This is a genomic window from Bradyrhizobium sp. SYSU BS000235 (assembly GCF_049747295.1).
In the GTDB taxonomy this organism is placed as follows: Bacteria; Pseudomonadota; Alphaproteobacteria; order Rhizobiales; family Xanthobacteraceae; genus Afipia.
The window spans coordinates 1,515,001-1,520,000 of sequence record NZ_JBMHJM010000001.1 but is presented as its reverse complement, the minus strand read 5'-3'; the positions used below and the strand labels follow the sequence as shown (position 1 = coordinate 1,520,000).

The following is a 5,000-nucleotide window of genomic DNA, read 5'->3' as shown; positions in this document are numbered from 1 at the left end:
GATCAACATGCGCAAGCTTCAACGAGCTAGATAGCGACTCGGATAACGACTTCATGCTGCCGCCTGCTTTGATCGGAGCGATGCCAATCCAGAATGCTGGAACATCGTTGCGGCCTATTTTGACGACGTCGTTGTGCCGCCTGTTTCGAGATGCGCAGAAGCTTTGGTCTTCGCAGAACATGCGGAGCAGGCGCATTCATTCTTCGGCTGTTTTGGGTTGCTGGTACTTTGTCGACGCAATGCCCGATGCGTCTTCTCCAACTTTCTCAGACCGCTTGAGATCAGACTGCAGCTGAAGATCGCATTCTGGCGAGATGCCGGCGTTGTGGGAATGTCGCCGGCAGCACCGATCTCACAGTCTAGCCGCGCGATGGCTGGCGTTGGATCTCGTCAAGCTCTCCTGATGGACGAAGTTTGAAGACCTCTATGCCCAACAACCAGAATCCTGGAGTGACCACGGTTCGCCTCTCTGGTTGGTCACAGGGAAGCGAGAGAAGAACGAGCGGCCTGAATGCCTCGGCTGCGATGGACGATGGAGAATGGATCGAACGGAATTGCTGAAGCAGTTGCTGGTCGATGCGGTGATAGACAACAGGGCGCTGAAAGAACGTTCTGGGAAAGAGCCGGCGACACCCGTGGGACAGCAGAGGCTCACTCGCGAATGCTCACGTGAGGAGCGTGCCGAGCCATTGCTGCACCGCTGTAAAGCGACGAGCCATCACCAACAGCGAGAGGCCGCGCTTCGACGATCGACGACGACATGTCCTGCGCGAGCAAGGGGGCTCATCCGGTCAACAACGTGAAGCCGTTCTGGATCTGTCGGGACGAGCTTCTTACTGTTCGTCGTCCAAGCAACTGCAGACGGCAATCGGAGCTCAGACGTCGATGGCGAATGTCGGGTCGCTTGACGCTTTTAGACGGAGGATGCGTTCGAGTTCTCTTTGTGGTCGATGACAGCGATTGCTGTTGCGGGCAGGACGTCGGCCGGCCCGAGCAACGCAGAAGTTTTTTTACGAGAGTTTCAGCGGTCAATTGCTGCGGGGCAAACTGCTCAATGAGGCGTTGTTCAACGCGATGCTTCGGCTCGGCGACCGTGCGACGATTTATTGACAGGGAGCGTTGACAAGCTCGGAAAGGCTGGCCTATAAACCGGCCACTGAGCGCGGCGGCGCCGGGGCACTTGCCCAGGCAGGCCTTGTGCCAGTAAGCTCCTCTTTCAGATGAGTGAAACAACAGCCGATAGTTGTCGGTTGTTATTCGGCGTCGGATGAGGTTGTTGGATCCTTCGGGTTCCGGGCTGTTTGACAAGTAAAGATGAAGAAAGAGAAACGTGGACGGCGGAGTCCTTGCGGGTCTTGGTTTTTGAGAGCTTCGGCTTTTGAGGATTGAGACCGGACGAAAGACTTCGGCGGTACACGTTTTAAAGGTTACACCATCGCTGCCAACGATGTGAATCGTGGGCGGCTGTCGGCTTCGGCCGACAAGAATGGTGGGACCTCGTCAAACGTTGTGATCAGCCGGTTCAAAGTTCAAGTCCAACTTGAGAGTTTGATCCTGGCTCAGAGCGAACGCTGGCGGCAGGCTTAACACATGCAAGTCGAGCGGGCGTAGCAATACGTCAGCGGCAGACGGGTGAGTAACGCGTGGGAACGTACCTTTTGGTTCGGAACAACACAGGGAAACTTGTGCTAATACCGGATAAGCCCTTACGGGGAAAGATTTATCGCCGAAAGATCGGCCCGCGTCTGATTAGCTAGTTGGTGAGGTAACGGCTCACCAAGGCGACGATCAGTAGCTGGTCTGAGAGGATGATCAGCCACATTGGGACTGAGACACGGCCCAAACTCCTACGGGAGGCAGCAGTGGGGAATATTGGACAATGGGCGCAAGCCTGATCCAGCCATGCCGCGTGAGTGATGAAGGCCCTAGGGTTGTAAAGCTCTTTTGTGCGGGAAGATAATGACGGTACCGCAAGAATAAGCCCCGGCTAACTTCGTGCCAGCAGCCGCGGTAATACGAAGGGGGCTAGCGTTGCTCGGAATCACTGGGCGTAAAGGGTGCGTAGGCGGGTCTTTAAGTCAGGGGTGAAATCCTGGAGCTCAACTCCAGAACTGCCTTTGATACTGAAGATCTTGAGTTCGGGAGAGGTGAGTGGAACTGCGAGTGTAGAGGTGAAATTCGTAGATATTCGCAAGAACACCAGTGGCGAAGGCGGCTCACTGGCCCGATACTGACGCTGAGGCACGAAAGCGTGGGGAGCAAACAGGATTAGATACCCTGGTAGTCCACGCCGTAAACGATGAATGCCAGCCGTTGGGAAGTTTACTTTTCAGTGGCGCAGTTAACGCTTTAAGCATTCCGCCTGGGGAGTACGGTCGCAAGATTAAAACTCAAAGGAATTGACGGGGGCCCGCACAAGCGGTGGAGCATGTGGTTTAATTCGACGCAACGCGCAGAACCTTACCAGCCCTTGACATCCCGGTCGCGGTTTCCAGAGATGGATTCCTTCAGTTCGGCTGGACCGGTGACAGGTGCTGCATGGCTGTCGTCAGCTCGTGTCGTGAGATGTTGGGTTAAGTCCCGCAACGAGCGCAACCCCCGTCCTTAGTTGCTACCATTTAGTTGAGCACTCTAAGGAGACTGCCGGTGATAAGCCGCGAGGAAGGTGGGGATGACGTCAAGTCCTCATGGCCCTTACGGGCTGGGCTACACACGTGCTACAATGGCGGTGACAATGGGATGCAAAGGCGCAAGCCCTAGCAAATCTCAAAAAGCCGTCTCAGTTCGGATTGGGCTCTGCAACTCGAGCCCATGAAGTTGGAATCGCTAGTAATCGTGGATCAGCATGCCACGGTGAATACGTTCCCGGGCCTTGTACACACCGCCCGTCACACCATGGGAGTTGGTTTTACCTGAAGACGGTGCGCTAACCGAAAGGGGGCAGCCGGCCACGGTAGGGTCAGCGACTGGGGTGAAGTCGTAACAAGGTAGCCGTAGGGGAACCTGCGGCTGGATCACCTCCTTTCTAAGGATGATCCTTCAGATGCTTCGGTATCTATCGGATCGTTTTAGAAACATTCAGGGGCCAACAGATCGCCAGATCGTTGAGCTCCATTGGCGGGACACCGCCGTCTTCGTTTCTCTTTCTTCGCGGACGAACACGCGCCAGGGGCGGCGCTGAGTGATCGATGTTGCATGCAATGTTGATCCGGCAAGCTCCTCGTCGTTAGGGCTTGTAGCTCAGTTGGTTAGAGCGCGCGCTTGATAAGCGTGAGGTCGGAAGTTCAAGTCTTCCCAGGCCCACCATCTTTGCGCGCTTCTTGATTGAAGCTGCTGCTCACGTCACGACATCGTATTTGCAAAAATGCTGATCTTAAGCGTCGAGCATTCGTCTTCTGGAACGGGGGCATAGCTCAGCTGGGAGAGCGCGTGCTTTGCAAGCATGAGGTCGTCGGTTCGATCCCGTCTGCCTCCACCAGAAGTTTGGTTGGGGTGACGAGTTGATCAACGAGATTGGTTGTTGTGTTCACAGCGCGCTTCATTCGGAAGCTGCCTGTTTTTAGTCCGCGAACATCGTTTCGCATTCAGTGTTTTCACCAAAAACGCTGACTTGCGTGATTTCTGACATCGTAAAGAGGAGATCGATCCGAGCTTGGATCGCAGGGTTTGCTGTAAGGCAAACATTGCGGGACTTGCATTATCTCCGGATCATTTTCGGCGCTCGGCCATCGCAAGATGATCGAGTTGTAAAATGATCCTTTTAGCGAAGCTTGACCGCCTCGCTATCGGTTCGATCTTACGAAGCAATCTGGTCTTTCTAATCAATATCCGTCTGCAGGCGTTCCGAAAGGAGCCTCATGCAGGCAACATTCTGCCGAGTGTGTGGATATTGATAATGAGAGCAATCAAGTGCCTTAAGGGTGTTCGGTGGATGCCTTGGCGCTGAGAGGCGATGAAGGACGTGCTACGCTGCGATAAGCTATGGGGAGCTGCGAAGGAGCTTTGATCCATAGATTTCCGAATGGGGAAACCCACCTTCGATAGCCGAAACTCCAAGGCCTTGTGCCTTGGTGCAAACCAAGCCGTGAGGTTTTGGATTTTCGGTTATCAAGTGAAGGTATGAAATCTCTGAATACATAGGAGGTTTTAAGCGAACCCAGGGAACTGAAACATCTAAGTACCTGGAGGAAAGGACATCAACCGAGACTCCGCTAGTAGTGGCGAGCGAACGCGGACCAGGCCAGTCATAAATGTGAGACAACCAGAACCTGTCAGGAAAGCAGGGCCTCAGAGGGTGATAGCCCCGTATGGGTAATGCAAACATTTATGCTCGAGTAAGGCGGGACACGTGAAATCCTGTCTGAACATGGGGGGACCACCCTCCAAGCCTAAGTACTCCTCAGCGACCGATAGTGAACCAGTACCGTGAGGGAAAGGTGAAAAGCACCCCGACGAGGGGAGTGAAATAGACCTGAAACCGGACACCTACAAACAGATGGAGCCCAAGATACGTTCTGGGTGACATCGTACCTTTTGTATTATGGGCCAGCGACTTAATTTAACGAGCAAGCTTAAACCGATAGGTGTAGGCGTAGCGAAAGCGAGTCTTAATAGGGCGCCAAGTTCGTTGTATTAGACCCGAAACCTAGTGATCTAGCCATGAGCAGGTTGAAGGTGAGGTAACACTCACTGGAGGACCGAACGGGTGTCTGTTGAAAAAGACTCCGATGACTTGTGGTTAGGGGTGAAAGGCCAATCAAACTGGGAAATAGCTGGTTCTCCGCGAAAGATATTTAGGTATCGCCTCGGATGAATGCCTCAGGGGGTAGAGCACTGGATGGGCTAGGGGGACTTACCGTCTTACCAAACCCAACCAAACTCCGAATACCTGAGAGCAATATCCGGGAGTCACACGGCGGGTGCTAACGTCCGTCGTGGAGAGGGAAACAACCCGGACCTACAGCTAAGGCCCCTAATTCGTGGCTAAGTGGGAAAGGATG

General features: G+C 54.0%; 1 protein-coding gene, 2 tRNA genes and 2 rRNA genes (2 of these 5 only partly in view). 4 read left to right on the top strand and 1 reads right to left on the bottom strand.

The genetic code is table 11. The features are described from left to right. On the bottom strand, positions 1 to 196 hold the 5' portion of the coding sequence (locus ACP0KA_RS07020) for a hypothetical protein (protein WP_424628115.1). It extends 365 nt beyond the left edge of the window; the window shows 196 of its 561 coding nt (coding positions 1-196); it begins with the start codon at positions 194 to 196; its stop codon lies off the left edge, out of view. Positions 197 to 1,536: 1,340 nt separating this feature from the next. Here ACP0KA_RS07020 and ACP0KA_RS07015 point away from each other — a divergent pair. The 4 genes from ACP0KA_RS07015 to ACP0KA_RS07000 all read left to right on the top strand — a co-directional run. Further along, positions 1,537 to 3,025, top strand: a 16S ribosomal RNA gene (locus ACP0KA_RS07015). A gap of 204 nt (positions 3,026 to 3,229) precedes the next feature. Continuing rightward, positions 3,230 to 3,306: transfer RNA gene (locus ACP0KA_RS07010), tRNA-Ile, on the top strand. A gap of 96 nt (positions 3,307 to 3,402) precedes the next feature. Beyond that, positions 3,403 to 3,478: transfer RNA gene (locus tag ACP0KA_RS07005), tRNA-Ala, on the top strand. A 425-nt stretch (positions 3,479 to 3,903) separates the two neighbouring features. Beyond that, positions 3,904 to 5,000: ribosomal RNA gene (locus ACP0KA_RS07000) — 23S ribosomal RNA — on the top strand (it continues 1,728 nt past the right edge of the window). The 16S and 23S rRNA genes sit together here with 2 tRNA genes alongside, the layout of an rRNA operon.